Raw genomic sequence first — 25,251 nt, 5'->3', positions numbered from 1 at the left:
CGGATCTACCAACCGACGGCATAGCCGGTGCGCCGGGGATCTGCGCCGGCAGTCATCTGTCCAGTAACAGGATCGATGGCAATGGCCTGCATGCCGCCGACAGCCGCTGTGAAGTCGCCTCCGGGCTTGAGGATGTATCCCATGGCCTTCAGTGCTTCTGTGGTTTTGGCAGGGACACGGTTCTCGATCGTGATCGATATCTCAGAGTCCGGCTTATAGAAGTTGGGTTTGGCGTCTACGGCGAAGCGCGGGTTTTCAACTGCCTGTTGCACAGGTAGCTTGAAGTCGATGAGATTCACCAGCATCTCGAACTCGGTTTGACCGATAGTCTCTCCCCCGGGTGTGCCATAGACAAACGCTGGCTTGCCGTCTTTCAACACAATCACGGGAGAGTTGTTGAGGAGGGGCCGCTGACCCGGCTTCACATAGTTCACATTGTCGGGATAGGGCGAGGTTGAGCCAAGGCGCATGCCATTGTTCAACAGCAGACCGGTATTTCCGACAACCACACCGTTGCCGAATCCGCCGCCGATGGTCGGTGTGCAGGCGATGGCGTTGCCGAAGGGATCGACAATCGAGAAGCTCGTCGTGTCCCGCTCGATCTCATAGTCATCGTGAAAGAGTGGGCCTTTCGGGCGCTCCAGAGCCGCCTGGGCAGTGGCTGTGCCTTTCGATAATTCACCCCACGAAGGGTAGGTGATGGCCTTACCCGGTTGGATCAGCTTGCCTCGTTCTACCGCGAACTCCTTGGAGAGAAGCTGCCCGACCGGGACCTTTGTCGTTCGGGTGTCGGCAACGTAGTGGTAGATATCCGCCTTGGAGACCTTGATTGCTTCCATTTCAAGGTTCAACGCTTCCGGGCTCATGTTGCCCATCTTCGCCAGATCATAAGGTTCTACAAGGTTAAGCGCCATCTCCAACTCGAAGCCCCCACGGCTCGAAGATGGATTGCTGTAAACGTCGTAGCCTCGATAGGTGATGTGTAAAGGTTCAGACCACTCCGGCTTGACTGCAGCCATGTCGACTTTGGTGATCAGGCCGCCGTTCTCCTTGAAGAAACGTTCGAACTCCTCAGCGATATCGCCCTTGTAGAAACGGTCGTACGCGGCCTGGATAGCATCCTGGCGGGACTTACCTTTCTTCAATGCTGCTTGTTCGGCTTCCACCAGCTTTTTCAGGGTATTGGCGAGATCGGGGTTTTTGAAAGTATCTCCGGCCTTCGGTGTCTTTCCGCCGGGAAAGAATAGCTTTGCCGTAGTTGGAGCCTGCATCAGCCGCTTCTGCGCACCTGCAATCGCCGCTGCTAGTGTGCGGTCCATCGGATATCCATGTTCGGCATAGTCAATCGCAGGCGCCAGTACATCTTTTAGACTCATGGTTCCGTATTTCTGGAACTGTACGAGATAGCCGCCGATATTCCCAGGTGGCAAACCTGCTTTCACGCCCCAGTCCAACGTCTCAGGAGTCATCTCTTCGGCTCTCAGCGCAAGCGGTGCTCCTGCGGCCATAGCCAGCGAGAGAATCTTCCCGGATTTCTTCTCATAGATCGTCATGAAGCCGTTACCCGCAATCGAGTTCATCTGCGGTTCCATCATGTTGAGTGTTGTGCCCACTGCGATCGCAGCGTCAAATGCATTGCCGCCCTTCAATAACATCTGCAGCCCGGCCATGGCTGCGAGCGGATGCCCGGCGGCGACCAGGCCATGGATCGCGGGAACGCTAGGACGATATGCCGGCAGCGGACGACCTCGTCCACCGCCGCCATCGGGGTCCTGGGCTGTCAGCAGCGAGGTGCAGGCAAAGGAGAGGGCTGCAACGCCAAGAGAGAGTACGGCACGATGACGACGTTTCATGAAGCAAGGCTCCTAACGTTCGATATGAGATTGTTGTCCTGAAATCAAGCCGGTGTGCGGCCATCGTAGACCGAAGCTGGCTAATGAGACAAACACTTTCGCTCTGCTGGATAAGCCCCGCAGAATCATTTTCTTATCGCGACAAAATCCCGATCAGTATCAGCAAGGAATTCGATTGTTGCGCACATGCAGACAGCCTCGGCATTCATTCTGCTTTTCGTTATGTTGATCGATTAAATCGAATAGATCGTGTTGCAGCTGCAACGTATGCTGAGCGAAATGAAGACCGCATCGTTCGCCGCCCCGGCAGCTTCCATGCTGCTCACCGCTGTCGTGTCGCTTGCGCAATTGAGTCCCGCTGCACCGAATGCGGCGAATGATCTGATCCATCCTCAGGGGACGAACTTGGGAATCTATGTATTTTCGGCGCGTTGCGCCGGGTGTCATGATTCACATCGCGCTGGCATTCCAGACCGTTATGAATTGAACCGGTTCACCGCGGAAGATATCTTCAAAAGCATCAGCGAAGGCTCCATGACGCAATATGCCGCTGACCTCACAGAGATTCAGAAGCGTGTCATGGCGGTGTATGTAGCCGGGCGGCCTTTCGCTTCTTCTCCCGCCGGCGACGCGACTCAGATGCCGAACCGGTGCAAAGTATCGACCGCCGCGAAGGATTCTTCATCCACTGAGTGGAATGGATGGGGGGCGGATGGGACGAATGCACGCTATCAGCAGAAGACTTCCATCAGCCCACAGAATGTTGCGAGATTGAAGCTCAAGTGGGCATTCGGATTTCCGAATGGCAACTCCGCATATACGCAGCCGACGGTAGTTGGCGGACGGGTCTTCGTGAGTTCTGATACAGGGTACGTATACGCCATTGCCGCGAAGAGTGGATGTGTCTTCTGGTCCTTCCGCGCGAACGCCGGTGTGCGTACAGCGATCGTCATCGGACCCGGGAAGGGAACTGGTGCGAAAGAGGTTGCCTACTTCGGTGACATCAAAGGGAATATCTATGCTGTCGATGCACTTTCCGGGCGGAAGCTATGGATAATGCGCACCGACACGCATCCGTTGGCCCGTATTACCGGTGCTCCGGTGCTTTACCGCGGAACGCTCTTTGTCCCGATTTCTTCTCTAGAAGAGTCTGGAGGAGGAAATGCCAACTATCCCTGCTGCACTTTTCGCGGATCGCTCGCTGCCTATCAAGCTACAACCGGAAAACTAATCTGGAAGAGCTACACGATTCAGGATGAGCCGCATCCCGTTCGGAAGACATCGATCGGTACGCAGCTCTGGGCGCCTGCCGGCGCGGGTTTGTGGTCGTCACCGACGCTCGATTTGAAACGCAATGCCATCTACGTCGCCACGGGCAATGGATATACCGAGCCTGCGGCGCACGAGACAGATGCGATCCTGGCATTCGATATGCGTACCGGAAAGCGGCTTTGGGCTCACCAGATGCTGGCGAACGATCACTATGTGCGCGACTGCCCGGGAAAGTATCGGCCGAATGTATCGCTGACGCAGCGCTCCGAGACATGCCCCGATTCGCTTGGGCCTGATGTGGACTTCGGTAACTCGCCTATATTGCGCACACTCCCGGACGGACGTCCTTTGATTGTCGTCGGGCAGAAGGATGGCAATGCCTGGGCCCTCGATCCTGAAAAACAAGGAGAGCTTGTCTGGAACAGGCAGCTTACCGCGAGCTTTGAGAACGGTGGCGGCGGCATGCAATGGGGCTCGGCCGCCGACAGGGAGCATGCTTATTTCCCGGTTACTCGCGGCGGAGGTAAGTTCGGCATGGCCGCCGTCAAGCTGGCCACGGGGGAGGTCATATGGCGGGCAGATCCTCCGCTTGGAGCACAGGCACCGGCTACAGTCATTCCCGGTATCGTCTTTTCCGGATCGTCGAGCGGCGCCTTGCACGCCTACTCAGCCGCCACGGGGCAGTCGCTCTGGAGCTATGACACCAACCGTGTCTTCGATACGGTCAATCAGGTCGAAGCAAAAGGCGGAGGTATGGGAGGGGCCTCGGGTCCTGTAGTTGTCGGGGGAATGCTTTTTGTTACCTCAGGATCAGCCGATCTTTTCGGCGGACCGCAACGGGGAAATGTATTGCTGGCTTTCGAGCTGGCAGAGTAGCTCTTATTTCGTCTTGCAGCCGCGCTGGTAGACCTGCGGTTTCTTCCACTCTTCGTTGGTGGCAAGCAGGATGCACTCCTGGCCTGTCTCCGTGTCGATCCGGTACGTGATATTGCCTTGACGGTAGACCTGGTATTTGCCGGAGCCGGCAAAACGGGCGCCATTTACAGCATTAGGCTGCTGAGAGTCCGTCAGAGGCGCTGATGGCTGAATCACGATCGGCTGAGTCGAGGAGGAAGGGGCGGCAAAGGTTGTCGTCGGCGTCTTCGGTTTTTCAGGCTCGCTTGCGGCAGGAGTCGCTGTCTGGGTATTTCCGTCGTTGACAGAAGTAATTTCGCCGTTCGCCATGGAATGGGATTTGCGCCAGTTGGTATAGCCGACGTAGCCAAACCACAGAAGAAGAATTGCGACCGCGGCGGCGATAAATTTGCGAGCCATAGGATATCTGTCTCCATGATGCCAGAGGGCAGGTGGCCTTTGTCCACGGGGTGGAACCTACTTGAGGACCTCTTTTCTGGGACTTATGCCAGGGCGCGTCGTCAACTTGTGGCGGAGGAGCGGATTTTCTTCAGACCAGGGAGAGTGGCGCGAGGAGAGAATCGTAGAGCATTTTCCCTGTAGGTGTAAGAGTAGGGCTCCCGCATCTATGGGCGTTTTTCCGCAATGAAAACGCCGCTGCACGCCCTCTCACGGGATACCCAGTAACAGGGAAAACGCTCTAGCCGGCTGCTGGAATGACGGAAGACAAAGGGCACGGGAAAATCTGCGCTTGATGAAACGCTCAGATTCCAGCAAAGGCGGCCCCAAAGGCGTAAACTAACAATCGTGCCTAAATACTCCGTCGTCGTGCCGTTTCACAATGAAGAAGAGAGTGTCACCGCGCTGTATGACCGTCTGAAAGCGGTGATGGAGCAGGTCGGTGACAGCTTTGAGCTTGTCTTCGTGGACGATGGTTCGCGCGACCGCACTTACCGTTTGCTGCGTGAGGTGGCCGCAGTCGATAGCCGCGTCGTCGTGATCAAGCTGCGACGCAACTTCGGCCAGACCTCGGCGCTGGCTGCCGGGTTCGATCATTCCCAGGGAGACTTTATCCTCTCCATGGACGGGGATCTGCAGCATGATCCCGCGGAGATTCCGCTCTTCCTCGCCAAGCTGGAGGAGGGATACGACGTGGTCAGCGGATGGCGCGCCCGCCGCCTCGACAATGTCGTCATGCGGCAGATTCCGTCACGTATCGCCAACTGGGCGATGGCGCGCCTCAGCGGTGTAGAGATCCACGATTTCGGCACAACCTTCAAGGCGTACCGCCGCGAGTTGATTCAGTCCATCCCGCTCTATGGGGAGATGCACCGCTTTATCCCCGCACTTGCAAGCTGGTATGGAGCCAGCATCTGTGAGTTGCCGATTAAGATCAGCAATCGCGAGCATGGCAAGAGTCACTACGGCATCTCACGCACGATCCGCGTTTTCTTCGATCTGCTGACGATCCGCTTCCTGTTGAAGTACATGACCCGGCCGCTGCATTTCTTCGGCCGTATCGGTCTGGCGGGGTTTGTCACCGGGGGAGCCATTGCGCTCTGGCTCGCCGTGCTTAAGCTTTTTCTGCACCAGCACATCATGGCCGCACATGGACCGGCGATGGGATTCGCCGGTGTGCTCGTCCTGGCCGGTATTCAGATGATCGGTATCGGTCTGCTGGGCGAACTGCAGGTGCGCCACTTCCATTCGACGCAGCATCGCGCGCCGTATGCCGTGGACCAGGTTATTCGTTCGCGCTCGTCTGAAGAGTCTCTGATGCAGTAGTAGTGGACAGGATGCGGACGGCGTAATTGCCGTCCACCGCCACGACCTCTGCTTTTGCGATCTCTTTTCCTCCGGCAAGGATGCGGACAGGTTCGTCGAGCGTCCTTTCCAGAGAAAATACATCGCCCTGGGTGAGTTCCAGCACCTCTCCCAACGGCATGTTTCGCGTGCCGAAGCATAGGGTCAACGGCAGGCGCAGGTCATGGAATTTTTCGCTCATGTCGTCTGCGCTTTCATCTGGAAACCGGAAAGACGAACACCAAGCTGATCTCCCACCCGTTCAAAGTCGACCATCGCCACAAATACCTCGCCGGCACTCAGGGGAACATCGTGGTTGGTGGGCCAGTGGCTCACAAGGACCTGACCTGGAGCCAGTGCCATCAACCCCCCAAGGGAGATATGAGGGAGAGGGATCGAGACCGAGAGTGGCACTGACAGGTGCGCCAGGGAAGTCCACTCTTCCGGAGCCGGGTTCTGCTCGCTTGCTCCAAGTTCGGGGGAGCCGGGGTGTTCGGTCTCGATTACGCTTTCCATACCGGTAGCGGAGCATGTGCGGTGCCATTCCGCCGATTCAGGTCTTAGGCGTCCTTAATAAGAGATCTCTCAACTTCCCGGCCCAGACATGGCCCTTCATGTGTATCGATATGGGCATGGGCACGACAAACTCCCCAACAACACTTAACCTGGCAACCCGGAAGACGATCACGAAGGCGCAGATGCAGGCCCTTCAGGAGCTGAACCAGGCGTTTTCACGAACGTTCAGCCTGAGTCTCTCCGCCTGGTTGGGAGCCAATGTCCAGATCAGCATGATGGGGGCCGAGCGCCAGGTCTTTACGACCCTGCTCGAAAACATCGATGTCGACCACACCTATTTTTCGTTCTGCCATTTCTCCCCCGTGGAAGGCGCAGCCATCATTTCAATGGAGCTGAAGCTGATTGCCCCCGTGATTCATCTCGGACTTGGAGGGGTGGACTCGGACGAGATTGAAGAGCCCCGCGAGCTGACCGATATTGATGTGGCGATCATGGACATTCTGATGACTCGCCTCTGTGGAGAGTTGAATCAGCTCTGGGCGCAGTGCGGTTTGCGCAGCGAGTATGGCCAGCGCATTCTTCCCGCTACCCTGGGCAGACTTTTTCCCCGTACAGAAGACATGCTCTGCGTCACCTACCGGATGCACATCGGCAACATGAGCGGTGTGATGCAGATCGCTCTAGCGACCGCGGTCAGCGAAACGGTGCTGCGCGAACTGGTGCGGCAGGACAGTAAGAGGGTGCAGAATCCAGCAACACGGCAGATTCTACGTACGCGCCTTTCCAACATGAATATTGAGGGGGCCCTCGAAACCCTCCCTTTCAAAGTCAGCGCCCAGGAGATCGTCGGGCTGGAGCCGGGCGCCATCGTGCGCACCGGAATCAATGAAGGCACAGACTTCCTCTTTGTCATCTCCGGCGAACGAGTCTGGACGGCCAGTGCAATCGCCGTAGGTGAGCGCCGAGGCGCTCACCTTATCGACCGGCGGACCGAATAACCGTCTTCGCGGTCGCTACGTTTTCAAACCGGTCGTAGATCCGCACCGCCAGGGTGTGTTCAGCCGCTGATCCGGTTATTGGCAGGGTAAAGTCGTAGTGCTCCGTAGGTGAGTCCGACAGTTTGCCCGCAGGTTCCAGATACTGCCACGGTCCCGCATCGAGCGAATACTCGGCATGATCAATAGCTGAAGTGGCGTCGGTTGCTTCCAGTAAGGCGTGAATCTGGTTATTCGCCATCGTTGCAGTCAACTGGCCTGGAACAGGAGGCGTGGTGTCGACCTCGAAACGTTCACTGACCCGTTCTCCCGCGAGCGTCTCTCCGGGATTGTGGCTGGGCGCATCAGATGCAACCACCCGCAGCGTATAGCCTCCGTCCGGAAGCTGCGCTGCATCCCATGAGTAGTACTTCTCGTTGACCTGGTCTTTCAACAATCGCCAGGCCGTCTCGTTGTCTCCCCGGTAATAGATCGAATACATCAGATCGTCGCCGTTATCGTCATGGGCGGCCCAGCGAGCTGTAATCGAGTTCTTGTCCTTCTGCGCGATCAAGGGAGGGTTCGGGTCCTGAGGAATGACGAAACCAGGATTCACACTCGCGCGCGGGAAGGTGATCTGTACCGTCTGGCCTTGGCCCGCAGGTTGCGGATTCATGCGCGCTCCTGCCTGCACGACCAGATCATCGACCATTGGAGCCAGGTTTTTTGGAAGGTAGTTCAATGTGACGGAGTCGATTCTTGAATCGGGGCTAAGTACCGCCTTCCATTGGGTATAGCGAGCATTCGTTAATGCGGAAGGTTTGGTATTTGGAGTGACCCTTATCCAGTCGGTCCAGTTGATTTCAGGGTTCTCGACATTCCCGGAGCGGAGGTAGAGTTCTGCCGCTTGGGAGCCCCGCAGCTCGATCCGGCCCCACTGCGAAAAGACACCGGCGTCAAAGACATCGGAAAGATAGGTGTTACTCGTTGCTGGCTTGTCTTCCAGGCGGAACAGCCGGCCCGAGTTGCTGGTGGCGATGTAGACTCCCGTTGCCGTCGGAGTGAAAGCCATTCCCTGAGAGGCGTCCAGGTGGGCGACATCTGTGAAGACGCCGGGAACCGCAGGGTCCGTGGAGTAGATGCGGCCGCGATTGCCGGTGGCGATGAGCAGCTGGCCGCTGCGCATCGTGAGGGCGTAGATCACATCTTCGCGCAGCGTCAGCAGCCGGCGTGGCGTTCCGTCCGGAGCGATCTGGTAGATCTCTGATCCCTCGGGGATCAGGGTGTTCGAGGATGCGGCGTTAGCCGAGCCGGGAAGAATGGTGACCGAGACGGCTTGATTTCCCTGGACGGGCAGGGGAGGAAGGTTGGGGCTGCGCTTGTCGCCGACGCCTGCCGCATAGAGCATGCCGTCGGGCCCGAGTGCCAGGGCCGTAATCTCATGCCGCGGTGCGTCATAAATTGCAAATGGCTTCTCGCCCGGCTTGATGCGGTAGATCACGCCCGCGCCATCAGAGCCCGCATAGAGTGTTCCGTCAGGGCCGAGCAGCAGGCAGCGAATATGCTGGTCGCCGGACTTGAGCAGGAGCTCGGGTTTCCCACCGGCAGTCAGCTTATAGACGGCTGCCGGAGCTCCGGTCGCAACGTAAATGTCGCCTTTCGAGGACAGAGCGATATCCCACAGGTACTTGGGTTTCTCGGGAAGAGTGGCCGTATCGAGGACCACCGACGACTGGCCGGGGCCATCAATCCGATAGATCTTGCCGTCCGGAGATGTCGCGGCATAGAGCTTTCCATTTGCGGCGATGCGCACCGCCTGGATAGCCATCTCTTTTGTTTCGAATATCTTTTCGGATTTTCCTTGACCATCTACTTTTAGGACGGCCGCGGTTCCGCCAGAAAGAGCTCCACTTCCCAGATACGTATTGCCGGCTGCATCTACCGCCGCGGTCCAAAGGTAATTGCCATCACTGGTAAAGACCAGGCGAGTGGACGGCGCCGGCAACAGGCTGCCGTCAGAGCGTATGGCCACCCCGCTCGGTTTGCCACGTTCGAATTCGTCATAGCGGGACTGAGTCCACTGACGTGTTCCTTGAGCGCTAAGTGTAGTTACAGTAGCAATTTGCAGGAGAGATAGAATCTTTAGCTTCATTTAGCGGATATTCAAAGTCAGAACCTGGGAACCGGTCAGGGCGTTATCGGTGGGGGCTGAGCCGGCTTCGCGCAGGCTTTCTCCGTTGAGGTTCATACGCCGCGAGTCCTGAAGCGGCTGGTAGATGTTGGCGATGGAGAGTGGGACCTGGGGTAGCGCCTGCGCATTGATGACCGCCTGAGCTGCGTGGTCCAGCACGGTCACGTATACCCGGTCGTTTGGATGCCGCTCATTGAGCTGCGCGATGGTGTCGCGCAGGGGGAGTGACGAGGGAAGTTGCTGGGCAAGCAGACGGTCGAGAGTCGCTCCATCTGAGACCAGGATGCGCACTGGACCGGGGTCGAGCGTGGAGGGTAGCTTTACCGGGATACGAATGATTCTCGCGGCGCTCTGATAGGGAGTGACCGTCGTCTCGACGGTAATCTCATCGCCAGGGGAGGCCTCGACGACGCTGAGGCGGGCCGCTTCGAGCTGGGCTGTACGGCGACCGGGAAGCGTCTCTACTCTCAGGTTCAGACCGGTGATCGTTGGCTGCTCGGCCGGAGAGTTGTAGATGGGCTGGAAGCGATCATTGACGGCGAGAGCCGCAACAATCGCAGCGGGAGCAAGTTCCGTCTGCGCGGCGACAGTCGAGAAGCTTACCGGCGGATAACCGGCGAGGCTCATCGTTCCACCCACCCGATAGGAGAGCTCCGACGCGTAGGTATTGGTTCCGTGGATTGCCTGATATACCGAGGCCAGCAGAGCCTGAGGAGTGAGCTCCCGGTTGTTGAGGACCCGGAAGTGCATCGGCTTGCCGCCATTAACTGCAACTGTGACCGGGATCATCTCCGCGGTCTGACCGAACTGACCGAGGATAGCCGAAGCGCGATCCTGGGTGAAGGCGCCAACGGTCTCCGTCGTATTCACGATCTTGAAGGAGTTCAGGGGCGACGAAAGCGTGGCCAGCACCTGGGCCTTCGTCATCGGCATGGAGATGTTGCCGTATTGCGTGATCGGATGACCACAGGCGAGCAACTGCTTCGGGTCGACATACGTGACCGTGCATGTGCCGGCGATGGAGAGATCGCCATCGACAAGCACGGCTGAAACGGCCGAGCCGGGCACGATCGGCTCCGGCTGTTTCTCTCCAGGCGACGCCGAACCGATGCCCGCTACGGGGTGCAGGCCTAGCGAGGTGAAGCGATCCTGGAAAAGCGCGACAGTGTCCTGCGAGAAGCCGGTAAAGACGAGTGAGGTCTCCATCGGGACAATCTCACCTGAGGTGGATGTTGGCCGGAGCGTAGGATCCGGGGCTCCTGAGGTGGTAGCCGGTGTGGCAGGAATCACAGGTAGAGCCGAGTTGCGTACCTGCAGCATCTGCTCAATGGGCGTGATGCCGGCGATGGGTTCCTTACTGAACTGGCCGATCCGGTAGCTGAGTGCACCGAGGAGCTTGCCGTCGATATACACCGGAGATCCGGACATACCGGCAACTACGCCGGTGTACTCCGGCTTTGCACCATGCAGCCGTGCCAGGATCATGTCCTGTCCCGGCCCGATGGCGTTGCGGAGCAGGCCGAGGATCTCAACATCCATCGGTTCAGGCGTGATCCCCTCGAAAACCGTCCATGCGGTGGCATGCTGGCCGCGGTGAACATCTCCGAGCGGATAGAAACTCGTGGTCGTAGGCGGAGCCGTGCCCGCTGATTGGCTAATTGAGGTCAGCGGGAGGGTGACCAGGACGAAAGCGAGAGCGGCACGAAACATCGGTTTAACTTAAAGAGCAGTGTACGAGATTCGACGGATCGTTTTTCGGCCAGTTAGCGAAGAAGTGTCACAGGTAACTTGACGACGAAGTGTAATCGGTAACGGTCCTCTGCGTCTTTACGGACAGAAACCGGGATGGCCCCGGTCGAAAGGAGAGTCCAATGCGTCTGAAATGTGACAATTGCCCCTGCGGAAGCAGCTGCACCTGCCCGATTTGCAACTGCGCCAGCCGCCGTTAGAGCCGAACCGAACCGCGGGGGGGTGGTTCCTTCCTCCGCGGTAATAATCCAATATTTGTGATGACTGAGACAAATCTGAATACGCTTTTGTCGCATAGGCAGCAATTCCTGGGGTTTGTGCGTCGCCGCGTCCAGGACCAGGAGCTTGCCGAGGACCTGCTTCAGGGCGCCTACCTGCGCGCCCTGAAGTCCGAAGGGACGCCGCAGGACGAAGAGTCTGTGGTGGCATGGTTTTACCGAATCCTTCGCAATGCCGTCATCGACCAGTACCGTCGTAAGACGACGGAGAGCAAGGCGCTTTCGGCCTGGGGGAAAGAGATGGAAGCCGAGGTGGTTCCAGCTCCCGAGCTTCGAAATGAAATCTGTGCGTGCCTTAGCAAAGTGCTGGATCAGCTCCCAGCGAATTACGCTGGTCTATTGAAATCCGTCGATCTTGGGGAGAGGCCATTGCAGCAGTTTGCGGCAGAACAGGGAATCTCGGCCGGAAATGCCGCCGTTAGGGCTCATCGGGCAAGGGCAGCGCTGCGGAAGCAGTTGACCAGGACTTGTGGCGCCTGCTCCGAGCATGGCTGCATCGATTGCACCTGCCGCTCGCAGAACATTTCCGTTTAAAGCTCGTCTACACGGATGGGATACTCCGTCTGCCCTCGGTACACCTTTGAGCGGCGAGTGGAGTAGAGTCGATATCGATGAACATGCGAGATCTCATCCGTTTGGCAGTTGCTGCATTTCTGGGAATTGTTTTGTCTGCAGGTACAGTTGTGGCGCAACAGCAGCCGACGACGCCGGCGCCCACAGGAGATGACAGCGGCCCGGTGCAGCAGAATGACGGCATTGTGCTGAAAAAGAAGCAGCCGAAAGACGACAAGGCGCCTCCGCCCCCAGCTCCCGCCGAGGAGAAGATCAAGAATCCAAAGGGATTGGATCTTCCGGTCATCCGCGTCAATGTGCCGGTGGTGACCGTGGATGTAAGCGTACTGCTCGATAAGAACCGGCAGTTTGTCCCTGGGCTGAAGGTGGGCAACTTCCGTGTGACCGAGGACGGTGTACCGCAGCCGGTGAGCGATCTACGGACGATGAAGGCTCCGATCACGGCGGTGATGCTGCTGGAGTTCGCCGCGAACAACTGGTACTTCATCCAGGACATGCAGAATACGGCTGCGGCCTTCTTCCGCTCCTTGAAAGAGGATGACTATATTGCCGTCATCACCTACGACCTCCGCACCCGCATCCTGACTGACTTCACCAAAGACAAAATGATGACCCTGCAGGCGCTGCAGACCCTGACGATTCCGGGGTTCAGCGACACGAATCTATTTGACGCGCTGTATGAGACGCTGGACCGCGTGAGCCGTATCGAAGGCCGTAAGTACATCGTCCTGGTGGGCAGCGGACGCGATACCTTCTCCAAGATCAACCTCGACACCATTCTGAAGAAGATCAAGGCCACGCCGAATGTCACTATCTTCGCCATCGGCACCGGCCAGCTAGTGCGTACGATGGCTGAGCCCGGTATGGGCGGCATCCAGCGGCTGGACTACCTGCAGGCCGACAATCAGATGAAGACCTTTGCCTCGATGACAGGCGGCCTGTCGTTCTTCCCACAGTTCCAGGGAGCATTGCCGGATATCTTCGCGTCGATCAACGATTCCATCCGCAACCAGTACGTGTTGAGCTATAAGCCCTCTAACCCCAACCAGGACGGCAGCTATCGCAAGATCAAGGTGACTCTGGTCGATAACGAGGGCCAGCCACTGAAGATGATCGATGAAAAGGGTAAGCAGCTCAAGTACTCCATCATCGCGCGTGATGGTTATACAGCACGTAGAGAAGTTGAATAGTTGGAATAGTTGAATGGTTGAATAGTGAAGCCGCGTTCGCTCAGTTCTGAACGCGAAGCGACCATTCAACTATTCAACAGTTCCACCGCGCTTTTTAGCGCCTTCTTGGCATCGTAAGGTCCAGATCCGTGGCGGTCATCTGTTTGGTAAGCAGAATGATCTGACCGGTGTGCTGCTGCAGATGGCCGACGACCAGGTAGATGGCTTCTAACTTGGTGACGGCTCCCCAGCTGGCGCCCGGCTGCGGGTCGGTGATCGTCATCAGATCATCGTGCGGCAGAGTGGCGATGATGCTGCGCGCTTCCTCCAGTGTTGTGTCGAAGATGCGCAGTACGGCCTCACGCGGCAGACGAACCGTAAGGGAAAACTCTTCGTCGCGCTGACGAATGTCAGGATGTCCCGCGACGCCATGCATAATCCACTGGCGGATGTTCCCGGCCAAGTGCAGCAGGAGATTGGCAACGGAGTTTTCATGGTCGCCGCCGCGCTGCCAAAGCTGATCGTCAGTGAGCCGGGCGATGCAGTCGTGAATGTTCTTTACCGCAAGTCCCATGCGGCGTTCTGAAAAAGAGAGGAAGGTACCAGCGAGATCCTGTGCCATACCTTCCATTGTGCTTCATGCGATGTGGCGGAGCAGATTGCGTGCCAGCTCCAGGGTTCCTCCATAAAAACAACGTGAGCAGCCCAGTGTTGCAGGTGTGAGCCTACTGGAGTCATGTTGGGCGGTGGAGATAGCTTGAAGGCAGGTACTACGATCTCATCCGCACCCAGGAAGAGAAGTGTGCCGAAGGCAGTTCCGCCACCGGTGTTCATGCGCAATCGCCCACTCCGACTCGCCTTCCGCAAGCTTCTTTTGCTTTTCGACTGCTTTCTGTCCGGCGTCCGCAAATTTCTGAAACTGATCCATGACGAGGGTTGCGGCAATACCGGCAGTGGCGCCAATCAGAAGCCCTCGGACAAGGTTGGGTCTATGCGACATAATCCATCTCCTGGGGGAGATGAGAGGGGAGAACCGTGTGCGGGGTTGCTAGGGCGTTCACGACGCTCTAGTCAGGGCCATAGATAGTTTCAAGCAACTCAACCGTGAGTTTGCGGAGCGGCTTCATCAGCGGAAGCGTAGAGATCTGAATGAGCCTCGTGACAATCGGCAACGACTTGTCCAGGAGTTTGAAAGTGCGCCGCTGCGCGGGACTCGGATCGTAGACCCAGTAAAGGATGATGCCCATCTGGTAGATCCAAAGCACGGCCGGGAGGTGGGGCGCCAGGTCGGCCGGGTATTTCACCTTATCGACATCGAGCGCCTGTTGGAAGGTTTGAACATCGCGCTCCCGGATAGCCCGAGAGTCTTCGCTGAAGGGAGAGAGCGAGTGGCCGGGGTTGGTATGGGCCGCCAGGGCTGAGAGCAGAGAACGGTTCGGCCGGAAGTATTCGAGCTTGGTCGTGATGAGAGCATGCAGGCGTGCCTGAAGGTTTTTATGCTTGCGAGTAAGCACCTCGGAGAGCAGCGGCTCAAGCTCCGCCTGCGATTGAGCATAGAAGGCAAGAACAAGCGCATCTTTGGAGGCGAAGTAGTAATACGTTGCTCCCAGGGCGACGCCGGCTTCAGCGGCGATCTCGCGCATGGTGGTTTTTTCAAAGCCTTGCTCGCGAAAGAGAGCGAGCGCCGTGGAGAGGATCAGCGCCCGCGTCTCTTCGGATTTCTGCGTCTTGGTGGTCATTGTGTGTTGGTCTGCGGTTCTGCCTGCTGGGGCGCAAAGCGTTGAGTGTAGTATGCCTGTTCCGCGGGTGTCTTGGGATGGCGTGCCGCCTTGCGTGCGCGGTTGAAGAGAAAGATGTTGAAGAAGTGCATCAGACCCAGAATCAGCAGAACGGTTCCGATCTTGGTGCTGATCAACTCAATGGCCTGCTGCATATTTGTGACCGGATTGCCCTCGCGAAGAGCCAGCGTCACATAGCCGATGTTGATGAGATAGAAGCCCACGACGAGGAGATGATTCACAGAATCGGCCAACCCGGTGTTGCCGTGAAAAGCGTCGAGCAGAAAGACGCGGCCATTCTTATGAAGGGTCCGTGCGACCCAGACGACAGTGACAAGGCTGAGCAGCAGATAGGCGATATAGCAACCGACGAGATACATGGTTTGGTTCTCCTTTCGGCGCGTCTTACTGAACGCGTTCAGTTTAATAGATGCGGCCAAGGAACACTATGGTCGCAAATTTTTGAACAGGTTCAGAATTGCAGGGTGGGACGGTAGAGCCTTTTCCCTGTAGGTGCAATGTCGGGCTTCCACATCTATGGGCGTTTTCCGCAATGAAAACGCCGCTGCACTTCTCTTCCGGGATACCCAGCAAAATGCGCTAGCTCGGGACGTGGACCCATTGCATTCCGGCAGCCTCGGCGGCACGGATACCGGCATCGGCGTCCTCGAAGACGAGGCAATCTACCGGCTCGACGTTTAGCCGCGCGGCGGCGGTCAGGAAGGGTTCGGGATTGGGTTTGCCTTGCTTGTAGTCTTCAGCACCCACGATGACAGGGAAGTAGCTCAGCAGATTAAGCGTGGTGAGCGTACGGCGAATGGAATCGCGCGGAGATCCTGAGACGATGGCGAACGGGATTTTGCCATACTGCGCATGGACATGTTCGAGCACCGAGGCTACGGGAGTGACCTGGTCCAGCATGCTGAGATACAGGTCTTCCTTGCGATGGGCAACCGCGGCCGGGTCGAGCTTATAGCCGAAATGCCGATTCAGATTCTCCACCACCCCGATGAGGGGAACGCCGCCCCAGGCATAAAAAAGGTCTTCCGGGAAAGTGCCGCCGGCCTCTTCCACGGCCTGCGTCCAGGAGACGAAATGCAGCGGCATGGTATCGGCGATAGTGCCGTCCATGTCAAAAAGGTAGGCTTTGAAGTTTCCGGCTGGGAGGGCGAGAGCATTCGTGTCCATACTCTATTTTGCCGTACCGAGCAGATCTTCCAGAAGATGTGCGACGCCGTCCTCCGCATGTGATGGCAGAATGCGCCATCCGTGCCGGCGCGCAAGAGCGAGTAGCTCCGGTGGAGCGTTGGACATCAGAGCGGCGCTCCCGGCGGTCTGCAGCATCGAAAGATCGTTCCAGTTATCTCCGACAGCGAGTGTCTGCCCCATGGGAAGATTCAGGCTGCGGGCGAGTCGCTCCAGAGCAATGCCTTTGGAGCAGCCTGCGGGAAGAATGTCGACGATACAGAGATCACGCTCGGGATACTCCGTACGATGGATGGCGACACGAGCCGTGTGCAGCCGTTCGTGGGCATCGTGATTGGCGGAGTAAACATGCTCATGCGCGAGCAGGTGAGCTTCCGCTTGCTGCATGTGATCGATAGTGCCGCAGAGCATTGCCTGAATTGGCGAATCGCCGGTGAGAGCATCTTCGATTGGGTTGACGTGGGAGATATAAGGTTCGTTGGCGACCATCCAGCGACTGATGGACTGGTGCAGGTGATCGAGGTGCTCAACTACGAGGGCGCCGCGGGCATCTTCGCCGTCGGGGCCGACAAGGTCGAAGGTGAGAACCAGCGTGTTGCGGAAGTCGGCGAGATGCTGTGCGAGCCAGATGGACGTATCACGGGCAAGCGTGGAGCGATGCAGCAACTCGTGGTTGAAATTGCGCAGCACGGCTCCGTTCGAAGAGATAAGGGTATTGTGGGGCGCCAGGCCGATCTCACGCAGCACGCGCAGCGCGTAGCAGTGCCGCCGGCCGGTGGCAATGGCGATATGAATGCCGGCTTCCTGGGCACGCAGCAACGCATCGATGGTGCGTTGCGTGACTTTGCCCTCCGGGGGGAGCAGGGTGCCGTCAATATCGATGGCGATGAGGCGTGGTGATTGCTGCAAGCGAACTCTCTAGGTGGGGATGCAGTCCGGCTCTTTGACGCGAGCCCTGGACTTGGTGGTAAGGGTGATGGCGGCGATGAGGATCAGCATGCCGCCTGTGATGCCGGTAGGTCCTAGTGTCTCTCTCAAAAGAGTAACGCCGAGGATGGAGCCCATGAGCGGCTCCATGTTGAGAAAGACGCCGGCTTGTGATGCAGGAACATGGGCGATGCCATAGTTCCACAGAAAGGTGGAGGCAGCCGTACACAAAAGGCCGCTGGCGGCGAGAGCGAGCCAGGCTTTCAAAGAGACGCCATGCACCGGAGGCAACCCATACATGGCGGGCACAATCAGGCAGAGCATCAGCATGCCGCTCAACAGGCTGTAGGCGGTGACCACCAGTGCGGAATGACTTCCCATGAGTCGTTTGTTACACAGAACCCAGAAAAGAGCGATCAGCAGTGATAGAACCACCAGCATGTCGCCGGCAAGTGTGGGATCGCCTGCAGCGTGGCTGTGGCGTCCTCCAGTAGCGATGAGTGCCGCACCTGTGGTGGAGACGGCCAGGGAAGACCAGCCGACCCAGTCAAGACGCTCGTGCGCAAAGAGAGTAGCCCCAACGGCCAGAATGACCGGCATCGTGCCCACCATCAGCGCGGCATGGGAAACGGTCGTGAGAGAGAGTCCCTTGAACTGCAGGAGGAATTGCAGAGGAATCCCGAGAAAGGTGCCGAGAAGCAATATGCCCCATTCGGGGCGCGAGAGTCCCGGCCGCCGTGTCAGCACGACGGGAAGCATGGCCAGGGTGGCGAACAGGAAGCGGTAGAAGACCATGTGCCCTACTGCCATCTCGGCCAGGGCGATCTTGCCAAAGTAAAAACCCATGCCCCAGAAGGTGCCTGCGGCGGCGCAGGCCAGAAATCCTGATGCTCGGTTGCGTGAAGGGGCCATCTCTTCAATGTCGCACACCTGAGGGGAGTGGCGGTTGAGAGCGTCGTTATGAAAGAGTGGGAGTCACACGAAACGATGCAGATACGATGGGCCAATGCGATCTCGGGAATGGAGCATTTTTCCCGTAGGTGTAGTGTAGGGATTCGGTATCTATGGGCGTTTTCCGCAATGAAAACGCCGTTGCACGCCTCTTCCGGGATACCCATCAACAGGAAAAATGCTCTAGTCGTGCTCTGTGTGCACACTGCTCTGTTTGCGCAGACCCAGATTCCATTGCAGCCGCCAAGACCGCAGAAGACGTCGCCCAACCAGCTACAGGTCCCAAAGACGCAAAAAGCGGACCTCCGCATCGACCTGGGTTTGATACTGCCGCAGGCCAGATTCCTTCTGGATCGCACCGTGTACCAGACCATCGACTTTGTCGACGAGCGGCATCTGCTGGTGACCTCCCCGGTCAAGGAACTGCTGCCGCGTATCGTCGATGATCCGGAGAGCGATGAAGACCGGATGGTGAAGGCACAGCTCATTGAGCTCCCTTCGGGGACGGTTGTCGGTGAGACGAAGTGGCGTCTACACGATGGATGGCGATATCTCTGGCGGCTGGGGCGGGGTCAGTTTCTGCTACGAATTCGCGGACGGCTTTCGACCTTCTCCCCTCTTGAAGCGCTGAAGGCGGACAGACCATTCGTGGACAATGAGCTCCTGATTGCAGAAGGAGCCTTCAAAGGAATCGGTGTCAGTCCAGACGGGACCTTCCTCCAGATCGAGATGCAGGAGCAGCCTGATCCGCTGAAGGGTGATCCAGGCAAGTTGAAACAACGCTTGAAGACGAAGGCCATCTTTGCGGAGCAGGTGGAAAAGGATGGGGCGATTGCCTACCAGGTTCGAGGAGATGCGGACTTTGCGGGCGCCGCTTCGGTTCCCATGCTCTCCGCCGGCTTGCTGGATATGGTGCGGGAGGATAGCCAGCACTGGGGGTTTGAATGGAAGCCGTATGGTGGAGAGCAGGCGGTGGACCTGGCGGGTCTTGAGACCAGCTGCCCTCCGCTGACGGCGTTTGTCAGCGGCTTCGAATTTATTGGCGTAGGTTGCCGCGGCGATGTAGCGCACTCCGAGATCGGCGCATTCAACCTGGAGGGGAAAGCTTTGTGGGTGATGGTGCTGGCTGGGGACTCGAATTCGGCGGCCCTGAAAACTGCCGACAAAGCCGGACGTTTTGCTTATAGCCGCCTTCTGAGCATCATGGGAAGCGGTCCCAGCTCCAATACGCCTGAGACGGTGCAGGGGCAGGAGATTCAGGTCTACCAGACCAGCAGCGGACGTCCACTGGCGAAGATTCTTGCGGTTCCTCCGCAGCAGGCAGGCCTGAACTTCGACCTGTCACCCGATGGCTCGCGCCTGGCAGTCGCAGAGGGGCGGACGATTGAGATCTTCAACCTGCCGCAGCCGACGGCGCAGGAAAAAAAGGAGCTCCAGCACGCCTTGTCCGCAGCTCCTCGGCCAGGAAGGGCGCGGATCCATCTGACCGGCGGCGACGGGGATAGATAGGGAAATGCAAAAGCCCGCTCCGAAGAGCGGGCTTGCAGAGAGATCGAAATAGCTTAGGCCTTCTTGGCAGCCTTCTTCGCCGGCTTAGCCTTGGCGGCGGTAGCAGCCACGGGAGTCGCGGTGGCCGCATTCTTCAGGCGGGCAGCCAGACGGCTCTTGTAACGGGAAGCGGTGTTCTTGTGCAGTACACCCTTCTGGACGGACTTGTCGAGCACCGAAACGGTGGCCTTGAACTGCTCAGCTGCTGCAGTCGCGTCGCCGGCGACGAGGGACTCGCGAAGCTCGCGGAGCGAACCACGCAGCTTGGATTTGTTAGCGCGGTTGACCGCAGTCTTGCGCTCCGTCTGACGTGCGCGCTTGAGAGAGGAGACGTGATTCGCCATCGATAAACCTTTTCTTTCAACCCGGTTGTCGGGGATTTGGGGAGAGGCTGCGGCTACTCACGCGCCACATTCCCTACGAGGATTAAGAATACGGGAATTTGATATAAGGTGCAAGGTTTAGGGTGTGTTATTGGGTGTTTAGAGGGAGAGGGAATCGCAAATGGTGCGTGTCGGGGTGCAGGCGGATCTTCCGGAGGAGTTGCTTGAGTTCTTTCCGCGGAATGGTATCGAGCTGGTAAGGCTTCCGAAGGACCTACGGGAGGCGGTCGAGGTCGAATTCTGGGTACTCCCCTTCAATCGCGTCGAAGCCGAGGGCCAGATGCCGTTTGTGCAGGGCGTGAAGGTGATGCAGTCCGCCATGGCCGGAGTCGATTGGGTCCTGCCCTGGAGGCGCGATGGCATAATCTTGTGCGATGGACGCGGCATCCATGATGTTTCGACCAGCGAGTGGGTGATGACGGCCATTCTGGCCTCAATGAAGTGGCTACCGGTGTACGCCAAGGCTCAGGAAGAGAGGAAGTGGGTCGGCGATTGGAAGCTGCGGAACCCCTTCGTAACTGAGCAGACCCATACACGCGGACGCTATCGCGTGCTCAGCGAAGAACTTTGGGGCCGGACAGTATTGATCGTCGGCTATGGATCGATCGGAGCTGCAACCGAAGAAAAGTTGAAGGTATTTGGTGTGAAGAACGTGCTCCGTGTCGCTCGTTCAGCGCGGAAGGAGCCGGTCGAAGTCCACGCGATCGGTGATCTGGATGCTCTGCTGCCGCAGGCGGATGTGGTGGTCTTGCTGCTACCGCTCACTGCGGAGACTCAGGGGATGTTCGGACGGGAACGTTTGGAACGGTTACGAGAGGGGGCACTGCTGGTAAATGCCGCCCGCGGACCGATTGTGGTGACTGAAGACCTGACGGCCGTGCTGGCAGAAGGGAAGATCCGCGCCGCGCTGGATGTAACCGATCCCGAGCCTCTGCCCGAAGGGCACCCTCTATGGAGCGCTCCCAATTGCCTGATTACCCCGCATATCGCCGGCCTGACACCGAACTTCATGGAGCGTGCATTCGGCTTCATCGGCAAGCAGATGGAACGCTATCTCAACCGAGAACCCCTGGAAAACATAGTGGGCGACGCCGGGTACTAGACGCGAGAATCTAGTCTAGATATTCAGTGAAACCATACATTCGTTGCCCCATTCTTTCGCCAGCGGCGAAAGGGTGGGGTATCGAGCGAAGCGAGACGACTTCGTCGTTCGTCATTCCGCAGCGATTGGTGTCAGCCGTTTTCAGCGGCCTGGAAAGCAGTCTCCTACGCGATGTAGTCTTCCGGCTGCGTCTGATCGGTACCCTTGCATAACCCCAGCGTGTTGAACAGCGGAGTAAGGGCCAGGGCAAGAGCAAGGTTCACCAGCAGCGCCGGAATTGCGGCGTAGATCGTATACGTCTGTCCAAAGAGGTGCAAAGGATACGCAGAGCTCTTGAGCTGCAGAGACCATGCCATCCATGTGCCGGTAATCATGCCAGCGCCCCAGCCCGAGAAGAGAGCCCATGGATGCAGCTTGCGGGTGAAGCAGCCGAGCACCACGGCAGGGAAGATCTGTCCGATCCAGATACCGCCAAGCAACTGCATCTCGATCGCGTACGAAGAGGAAGCCAGAAGCACAAAGATCAGCGCTCCGAACTTGATGACCAGAGAGACGATCTTGGCAGTATTGGACTCCTGGGCAGGAGTCAGATGACGGCCAATGACCTCCGCCAGCAGATTACGGGTAAAGAGATTGGCGGCAGCGATCGACATGATAGCTGCAGGTACGAGGGCGCCGATGCCGATGGCAGCGAGGCAGAAGCCTGAGAACCAGCCAGGAAACATCGAAATAAAGAGCGTCGGGACAACGGCGCTGCTATCCAGCGTGCCGGCGGCGGTCTTCGGTGCAATGCCCGCGGTCAGCGCGACATAGCCAAGCAGCGCGATCAGCCCGAGAAGGAAGCTGTATGCCGGCAGCAGCGCGGCATTACGGCGCACGACGTTGGCGCTCTTCGCTGAAAGCACACCAGTGGCAGTGTGTGGGTAAAGCATCAGCGCAATGGCCGATCCGATTGCCAGCGAAGAGTAGGCAAGGTATTGCGGCGGCTTCAACAGCAGAGAGCCTGCCGGTTTATGGGTTGCAAGTGCAGCCGCGGCTGTGGAGAAGATGTGTCCATAACCGCCGAGCTTGAGCGGAAGAACAATAATGGCGGTAAAGACCATCACATACAGCATGATGTCTTTCACAATGGCGATGACAGCAGGCGCACGCAGGCCCGAGGAGTAAGTGTAGGCGGCCAGGATGATGAACGCCGCTACCAGTGGCCATTCGCCATGTACGCCCATCGCGGCGATCACCGCCTGCATGCCGACGAGCTGCAGCGCGATGTATGGCATCAGCGCCAGAATGCCGGTAACGCCAATGGCAATCGTCAACGCGCGGTTTCCAAAGCGCCCGCTGACGAAGTCTGCGAAGGTGACATAGCCATGGCGATGGCTGACGGCCCACAACCTGGGCAAGACCATCATCATGTACGGATAGGCGATGATGGCGTAAGGCACGGCGAAGAAGGCCATGGCGCCACCACCGTAGAGCGCCGAAGGAACGGCGATGACGGTATAGGCGGTATAGAGATCGCCACCGATGAGGAACCAGGTGATCCATGTGCCGAAGCTGCGGCCGGCCAGGCCCCACTCTTCCAGCGAATGAATGCCGCCATCCGGACGCCGCCAACGGGCAGCCCAAAATCCAGCGAGCGTAACAAGGACGAAGAAGGCGCAGAAGACGGCCAGGGCGGTCGTATGAATAGTCGCAGGCATGGGTACAGGGTTCAGGGTGAGGGTACAGGGTGCACGCCCGGCGGTGCAAGCTTAGAGCTCGATTGCCTCACCACCCCAACTTGCCGGATCGACATCTTCAACCGTCTGGGTAAAGTTCCAGACCTGGCCGAAGGGATCCTGCAAGGTGCATTGGCGTTCGCCGAACATGTGGGTCTGAGGAGCTTGTAGTGCAACAGCTCCGTGCGAGACGGCAGTTTCAAAGAGTTCATCGATCCGGTCGGTTCGGATCATGATGGAGACGCTTCTCGAAGGCTCGATGTCCGCTTGATGCAGGACGAGATGACCACCTGATGCATGCATCTGGATGCGATGGTTCCCTCCGATGCGCAGACGTTCGCGAAATCCAAACGCCGTTTTCAGCCAAGCTGCTACTGCCACGATGTCCGGGTAACGAAGGACTGGAATCACCGAAGAGGGCGGAGCAGATCGATTGGTCATGGTTGTCAGCGGGATGAGCTGCCCGGTGTATTCCACTCGTTGATCACGATACCAAGATCGTTGAGTGTCTGCATGGCTTTTTCCATATTGCGGCGGATGGTCGGCCGCACGGCGAGCGGGGCGTCATGTGCCTCCTCGATGGCGATGACGCGGCCATAAGGCCAGGCATCGCGAGGAATGGCATTGAGCGCCGCGGGAAGATCGGCAACGCGGATGGTGAGCTCCTGCTTACGTGCGGCTACCGGCCGGATCATCGTGCCCTTGCCGTATTCAGATGGGTTTGCGTCCGCCATCAGGACATGAAGCGAGACCATGTTCTCCTGCACGGTGATCGCCGGGTTCTCCCAGTTGGAGAGATCCTGAATGGTGAGGTAGCGGTTCTTGGTAGGAGGAGGAATCTCGCGGTCGAGCTCAACACGGATCTCTTCCATCTGCTGACGGTTGAGGGTGCTGCCCATGCCCAGACTGGCAGCCGAGGCACTACTGCGGCAGCCGTTGAGGAGAGGCAGGGAGAGGGAAACGGCAAGAAGGGCGACGAAGGGCTTCAACACAGTATCTAGAATAGCAAGGCCGTACAATAGAGCCTTATGATCAAGGGTTTGACGCTGGTGCGGAGCGTGCCTTCCGCCAAGGATTTTGAGCGGTTGACGAGCCTGTTTGAGGCGCTTGGATTCGAGCCCGGCAAAGGCTGGGAGCTGGACGGAGGCAAGGGTGCTCCGTTCCGTGCGCCGCTGGGGAATATCGAGTTTGTGACCGGTAGGGAGCCCAAAGTGCCGCCACTGCTGGTTGAAGTAACCCAGCTTGATGGCGTCTACGAGGCCGTGAAGGCCTGGGCCGCGGCAAATGAAGCGCCCGCGCCGACTGAGATTGCTCTGCAGCCCTGGAAGTCGCGCCTGTTCACCGCAGAACCGGTCGGCGGTATGACGATCGGTTTCTGGGAGTGGGACGACCCGGTGAAGGGCAAGCCGGTTGCGATTGAAGGCGATCTGATTGCCACCGGGATGAAGTTCGCCATCGTGGTCGCTCGCTGGAATGCGGTCATTACCGATCGCCTGCTGCAGGGCTCCCTCGATGGGCTGCTGCGCAGCGGCGTTAGCCGCGGCGATATCGAGATCGTTCGCGTGCCGGGCTGCTGGGAGATTCCCTCGGCGGCACGTACGCTCGCGGAGCAGAAGCGTTTTGACGGCATCATTACGCTGGGGCTGCTGCTGCGCGGCGAGACCGCGCACTACGAGGCTATCTACAACGAGGTGGCGCGTGGAATCGGCCAGAGCCAGCAGGAGACCGGGATTCCGCACGCTTTCGGCGTGCTGACCTGCGAGACTCTGGAGCAGGCGCTGGACCGTGCCGGCGTCAAGGCGGGCAATAAGGGATTTGAAGCAGCGATTGCTGCCATTGAAATGGCGTCGATCCGTAAGAAGGTGGGTGCCTGATGGCAGCAGGAACACGTCGTAAAGGCCGCGAGATGGCGATGCAGATGCTTTACCAGAGCGACCTGGGAAAGCAGACGCCGGAACAGGTCCGCAAGGTCTTCTGGAGCTCACGGGAAGAGAAGGAAGTCGATGAGGAGGCCCGCGGATTCGCCGAAGATCTCTTTCGCGTTGCCACGGAACGGCAGGACGAGATCGACAAGCTGATCGAGGGTCATTCAGCGCGCTGGAAGCTGGAACGCATGGCCGTCGTCGACCGTAATCTCCTGCGGATGGCTACCGGCGAGCTGTTAGCCTTTCGCGCAACGCCCGCGCCGATCATCATCAACGAGGCACTCGAGATCGGACGCAAGTACTCGGCCCCGGAGAGCATCAACTTCCTGAACGGAGTGCTGGACGCAATCGCAAAAGAGGTTCTGGAGAAACGGCTGCAGTAAAGAAGCAGCTCAGCGGCTTGGAAATCAATTGCAAATAAGAAACGCCCGGAAGGTTCCG

The 25,251-nt window shown here is 58.3% G+C and carries 26 protein-coding genes; 9 read left to right on the top strand and 17 right to left on the bottom strand.

The annotated features are described in order from the left end of the window. Window positions 1-5 precede the first annotated feature (5 nt). Window positions 6-1,853, bottom strand: a complete 1,848-nt coding sequence (gene ggt / locus FTW19_RS16345; RefSeq protein WP_147648622.1) for a gamma-glutamyltransferase — start codon at window positions 1,851-1,853, stop codon at window positions 6-8. A gap of 267 nt (window positions 1,854-2,120) precedes the next feature. On the opposite strand from ggt, the gene FTW19_RS16340 reads away from it, so the two are divergent. Beyond that, complete coding sequence (locus tag FTW19_RS16340; RefSeq protein ID WP_147648621.1) at window positions 2,121-4,001, top strand: PQQ-binding-like beta-propeller repeat protein; 1,881 nt, start codon at window positions 2,121-2,123, stop codon at window positions 3,999-4,001. A 3-nt stretch (window positions 4,002-4,004) separates the two neighbouring features. On the opposite strand, the gene FTW19_RS16335 is transcribed toward FTW19_RS16340, so the two are convergent. Then, window positions 4,005-4,439, bottom strand: a complete 435-nt coding sequence (locus FTW19_RS16335) for a hypothetical protein (RefSeq protein ID WP_147648620.1) — start codon at window positions 4,437-4,439, stop codon at window positions 4,005-4,007. A 387-nt stretch (window positions 4,440-4,826) separates the two neighbouring features. On the opposite strand from FTW19_RS16335, the gene FTW19_RS16330 reads away from it, so the two are divergent. Beyond that, a complete protein-coding gene (locus tag FTW19_RS16330; protein WP_147648619.1) occupies window positions 4,827-5,804 on the top strand; it encodes a glycosyltransferase family 2 protein in 978 nt (325 codons plus the stop codon). Here the strand turns inward: FTW19_RS16330 and FTW19_RS16325 are convergent. Both FTW19_RS16325 and FTW19_RS16320 read right to left on the bottom strand, forming a co-directional pair. Beyond that, window positions 5,764-6,024 (bottom strand): FliM/FliN family flagellar motor switch protein, encoded by a 261-nt coding sequence (locus tag FTW19_RS16325; RefSeq protein WP_147648618.1) that lies wholly within the window; start codon window positions 6,022-6,024, stop codon window positions 5,764-5,766. The genes FTW19_RS16330 and FTW19_RS16325 overlap by 41 nt on opposite strands. Continuing rightward, window positions 6,021-6,338: a FliM/FliN family flagellar motor C-terminal domain-containing protein gene (locus FTW19_RS16320; protein ID WP_147648617.1), complete on the bottom strand. Its 318-nt coding sequence runs from the start codon at window positions 6,336-6,338 to the stop codon at window positions 6,021-6,023. The genes FTW19_RS16325 and FTW19_RS16320 overlap by 4 nt, the downstream gene beginning before the upstream one ends. A 14-nt stretch (window positions 6,339-6,352) precedes the next feature. Here FTW19_RS16320 and FTW19_RS16315 point away from each other — a divergent pair, with 14 nt between their 5' ends. After that, a complete protein-coding gene (locus FTW19_RS16315) occupies window positions 6,353-7,336 on the top strand; it encodes a hypothetical protein (RefSeq protein WP_147648616.1) in 984 nt (327 codons plus the stop codon). Here the strand turns inward: FTW19_RS16315 and FTW19_RS16310 are convergent. After that, window positions 7,314-9,464, bottom strand: a complete 2,151-nt coding sequence (locus FTW19_RS16310) for a WD40 repeat domain-containing protein (RefSeq protein ID WP_147648615.1) — start codon at window positions 9,462-9,464, stop codon at window positions 7,314-7,316. The genes FTW19_RS16315 and FTW19_RS16310 overlap by 23 nt on opposite strands. After that, window positions 9,465-11,213 (bottom strand): SpoIVB peptidase S55 domain-containing protein, encoded by a 1,749-nt coding sequence (locus tag FTW19_RS16305; RefSeq protein ID WP_147648614.1) that lies wholly within the window; start codon window positions 11,211-11,213, stop codon window positions 9,465-9,467. Between the two features lie 299 nt (window positions 11,214-11,512). Between FTW19_RS16305 and FTW19_RS16300 the strand changes: the two genes are divergently transcribed. Together FTW19_RS16300 and FTW19_RS16295 are read left to right on the top strand one after the other, a co-directional pair. Next, entirely contained in the window at window positions 11,513-12,064 is a 552-nt protein-coding gene (locus tag FTW19_RS16300) for an RNA polymerase sigma factor (protein WP_147648613.1), read from the top strand. A gap of 77 nt (window positions 12,065-12,141) precedes the next feature. Further along, window positions 12,142-13,293, top strand: coding sequence for a VWA domain-containing protein (locus tag FTW19_RS16295; protein ID WP_246153344.1), 1,152 nt, complete (start codon window positions 12,142-12,144; stop codon window positions 13,291-13,293). A 94-nt stretch (window positions 13,294-13,387) separates the two neighbouring features. Here FTW19_RS16295 and FTW19_RS16290 read toward each other — a convergent pair whose 3' ends face one another. The 7 genes from FTW19_RS16290 to FTW19_RS16260 all read right to left on the bottom strand — a co-directional run bounded on the left by FTW19_RS16290 (window position 13,388) and on the right by FTW19_RS16260 (window position 18,095). Then, the gene (locus FTW19_RS16290; protein WP_187143006.1) at window positions 13,388-13,894 is read right to left on the bottom strand and encodes a DinB family protein; all 507 of its coding nucleotides are present in this window, start codon (window positions 13,892-13,894) and stop codon (window positions 13,388-13,390) included. A gap of 156 nt (window positions 13,895-14,050) precedes the next feature. After that, window positions 14,051-14,272, bottom strand: a complete 222-nt coding sequence (locus tag FTW19_RS16285) for a hypothetical protein (RefSeq protein ID WP_147648611.1) — start codon at window positions 14,270-14,272, stop codon at window positions 14,051-14,053. A gap of 67 nt (window positions 14,273-14,339) precedes the next feature. Further along, window positions 14,340-15,011, bottom strand: coding sequence for a TetR/AcrR family transcriptional regulator (locus tag FTW19_RS16280; RefSeq protein ID WP_147648610.1), 672 nt, complete (start codon window positions 15,009-15,011; stop codon window positions 14,340-14,342). Then, the gene (locus FTW19_RS16275) at window positions 15,008-15,430 is read right to left on the bottom strand and encodes a hypothetical protein (protein ID WP_187143005.1); all 423 of its coding nucleotides are present in this window, start codon (window positions 15,428-15,430) and stop codon (window positions 15,008-15,010) included. The genes FTW19_RS16280 and FTW19_RS16275 overlap by 4 nt, the downstream gene beginning before the upstream one ends. 220 nt (window positions 15,431-15,650) lie before the next feature. Further along, window positions 15,651-16,238: an HAD family hydrolase gene (locus tag FTW19_RS16270; RefSeq protein ID WP_147648609.1), complete on the bottom strand. Its 588-nt coding sequence runs from the start codon at window positions 16,236-16,238 to the stop codon at window positions 15,651-15,653. Window positions 16,239-16,241: 3 nt separating this feature from the next. Further along, complete coding sequence (locus tag FTW19_RS16265) at window positions 16,242-17,165, bottom strand: HAD-IIB family hydrolase (protein ID WP_147648608.1); 924 nt, start codon at window positions 17,163-17,165, stop codon at window positions 16,242-16,244. Between the two features lie 9 nt (window positions 17,166-17,174). Then, window positions 17,175-18,095, bottom strand: a complete 921-nt coding sequence (locus tag FTW19_RS16260) for a DMT family transporter (RefSeq protein ID WP_147648607.1) — start codon at window positions 18,093-18,095, stop codon at window positions 17,175-17,177. Window positions 18,096-18,323: 228 nt separating this feature from the next. On the opposite strand from FTW19_RS16260, the gene FTW19_RS16255 reads away from it, so the two are divergent. Beyond that, a complete protein-coding gene (locus FTW19_RS16255) occupies window positions 18,324-19,643 on the top strand; it encodes a hypothetical protein (protein WP_147648606.1) in 1,320 nt (439 codons plus the stop codon). 53 nt (window positions 19,644-19,696) lie between these two features. Here the strand turns inward: FTW19_RS16255 and rpsT are convergent, their stop codons facing one another. Further along, window positions 19,697-20,026, bottom strand: coding sequence for a 30S ribosomal protein S20 (rpsT, locus tag FTW19_RS16250; protein WP_147648605.1), 330 nt, complete (start codon window positions 20,024-20,026; stop codon window positions 19,697-19,699). 160 nt (window positions 20,027-20,186) lie between these two features. Between rpsT and FTW19_RS16245 the strand changes: the two genes are divergently transcribed. Further along, window positions 20,187-21,167: an NAD(P)-dependent oxidoreductase gene (locus tag FTW19_RS16245; protein ID WP_147648604.1), complete on the top strand. Its 981-nt coding sequence runs from the start codon at window positions 20,187-20,189 to the stop codon at window positions 21,165-21,167. 164 nt (window positions 21,168-21,331) lie between these two features. Here FTW19_RS16245 and mctP read toward each other — a convergent pair whose 3' ends face one another. The 3 genes from mctP to FTW19_RS16230 are packed head-to-tail and all read right to left on the bottom strand — an operon-like array spanning window position 21,332 to window position 23,877. Continuing rightward, window positions 21,332-22,867, bottom strand: coding sequence for a monocarboxylate uptake permease MctP (gene mctP, locus FTW19_RS16240; protein ID WP_147648603.1), 1,536 nt, complete (start codon window positions 22,865-22,867; stop codon window positions 21,332-21,334). A 51-nt stretch (window positions 22,868-22,918) separates the two neighbouring features. After that, complete coding sequence (locus tag FTW19_RS16235; protein ID WP_147648602.1) at window positions 22,919-23,326, bottom strand: VOC family protein; 408 nt, start codon at window positions 23,324-23,326, stop codon at window positions 22,919-22,921. Between the two features lie 5 nt (window positions 23,327-23,331). Then, window positions 23,332-23,877, bottom strand: coding sequence for a hypothetical protein (locus FTW19_RS16230; protein ID WP_246153343.1), 546 nt, complete (start codon window positions 23,875-23,877; stop codon window positions 23,332-23,334). Window positions 23,878-23,913: 36 nt separating this feature from the next. Here FTW19_RS16230 and ribH point away from each other — a divergent pair, with 36 nt between their 5' ends. Next, window positions 23,914-24,759 (top strand): 6,7-dimethyl-8-ribityllumazine synthase, encoded by an 846-nt coding sequence (gene ribH / locus FTW19_RS26310; RefSeq protein ID WP_147648600.1) that lies wholly within the window; start codon window positions 23,914-23,916, stop codon window positions 24,757-24,759. Beyond that, window positions 24,759-25,193 carry a transcription antitermination factor NusB gene (gene nusB, locus FTW19_RS16220; RefSeq protein ID WP_147648599.1) on the top strand — a complete coding sequence of 145 codons (435 nt, stop codon included), beginning with the start codon at window positions 24,759-24,761 and terminating at the stop codon, window positions 25,191-25,193. Before ribH ends, nusB begins: the two co-directional genes overlap by 1 nt. Window positions 25,194-25,251: the final 58 nt, after the last annotated feature.

The organism is Terriglobus albidus, from assembly GCF_008000815.1.
Classification (GTDB): Bacteria; Acidobacteriota; Terriglobia; order Terriglobales; family Acidobacteriaceae; genus Terriglobus; species Terriglobus albidus_A.
Note: the sequence above shows the minus strand (reverse complement) of the source record. Positions and strands in the feature narration are given on the sequence as shown.